The sequence below is a fragment of the Nocardia wallacei genome (genome assembly GCF_014466955.1).
Classification (GTDB): domain Bacteria; phylum Actinomycetota; class Actinomycetes; order Mycobacteriales; family Mycobacteriaceae; genus Nocardia; species Nocardia wallacei.
Map to the genome: position 1 here is coordinate 3,442,377 of NZ_AP023396.1, position 1,237 is coordinate 3,443,613.

At 65.6% G+C, this 1,237-nt stretch carries 2 protein-coding genes; one reads left to right on the forward strand and one right to left on the reverse strand.

Annotation, left to right across the window (positions count from 1 at the left end):
• Positions 1-17 precede the first annotated feature (17 nt).
• Positions 18-617 (reverse strand): class I SAM-dependent methyltransferase, encoded by a 600-nt coding sequence (locus NWFMUON74_RS15395; RefSeq protein ID WP_187688466.1) that lies wholly within the window; start codon positions 615-617, stop codon positions 18-20.
• Positions 618-935: 318 nt separating this feature from the next.
• Here NWFMUON74_RS15395 and NWFMUON74_RS15400 point away from each other — a divergent pair, with 318 nt between their 5' ends.
• A complete protein-coding gene (locus NWFMUON74_RS15400) occupies positions 936-1,133 on the forward strand; it encodes an MbtH family protein (RefSeq protein ID WP_187688467.1) in 198 nt (65 codons plus the stop codon).
• Positions 1,134-1,237: the final 104 nt, after the last annotated feature.

Here is a 1,237-nt window from a genome sequence, read left to right on the forward strand (position 1 = left end):
CCCTCACCCTACCGATGTCATGCCGCGAGGACGAACAGCTTCTCGCGGCCGCCGGCGATCAGCGACCGGCGCAGGATCCGGGACTCGTAGCGGCTGAACAGTTCCTCCAGTGTCTGCTCGGTGAAGCGGTGGTCGCGCGCGCCCGCACCGGCGTCGGTGTAGCGCCGCGCGGCCGCCGCCACGACGCGATTGTTGCTGGAGGCCAGGTTCCGGATCGGCTCGGACACGATCACCCGCTCGCGCGCGGCCGCCAGCATCCGCTCGAGCACGGGCACCGGCTCGGGCAGGAACTGATAGAGGCTCGCCTGCATCACGACATGGTCCGCGGCCGGGAGCGGGACATCGGCATCGACATCCCACACCGTGCCGTGCCCGCCCGCGTCCTCGAGCCGGGCGATGAACCGGTCGTTGAGGTCCAGGCCGGTGTAGCTGCCCGTCCGCCCGCGCAGGTAGCGGGTGTAGAGCGTGGCCGGGCCGCAGCACACGTCCATCACCTCGGCACCGTCCGGGATCAGGTCGGCTATCGCGCGATAGCGGGACCGGTAGTGCCGCCCGTACAAGCCGCGCATGAGCAGCTCGTAGACGGTGGCGTTGCGGTAGACCGGGCTCGTTCCCACACATGTCCCCTGCGGCTGTCGGTAATCAGCTACCGCGCCGGATACTACGGCCCGCGCGGTGCGCTGTCGACGCAAATGTCCGTTTTCGGCGGGGCGGGGCCCGTGGTCGTCGGGCCGAATGCGCTGCTCGCGGTCCGGTGCGGCAATTTTTTCGCAATTGGTAATCCGACGCCGATGAATCGGTCGTGCCGAACGGTTGCTTCGATATGGAACGACCCCCAGTTTTCAGGGGCCTAGGTTTTCGGGTTATTGCCAGTGTCCGGATCGATGCCTACTGTCGGAGCGGTCGGAATTCGCACGCGGGTGGGGAGGCCCAGCATGACCAATCCTTTCGACGACGACGAGGCCGTCTTCTCGGTTCTGGTGAATGACCAAGGGCAGCACTCGCTCTGGCCGGAATTCGCCGAAGTTCCCGCGGGCTGGACCGTGGTGTTCGGTGTCGCGGCACGTCAGGACTGTATCGACTATATCGAGCAGCACTGGACCGACATGCGTCCGGCTTCGATTCGCGGCTGATCAATTTGTTGGTCGAATGACCGGCATTCTTGTGAGTTCGACAATTCCGCGTCGAACTCTGCGTGCATATCGGCGATAACGCCGACCTGGCAAGGAGTTCGAGC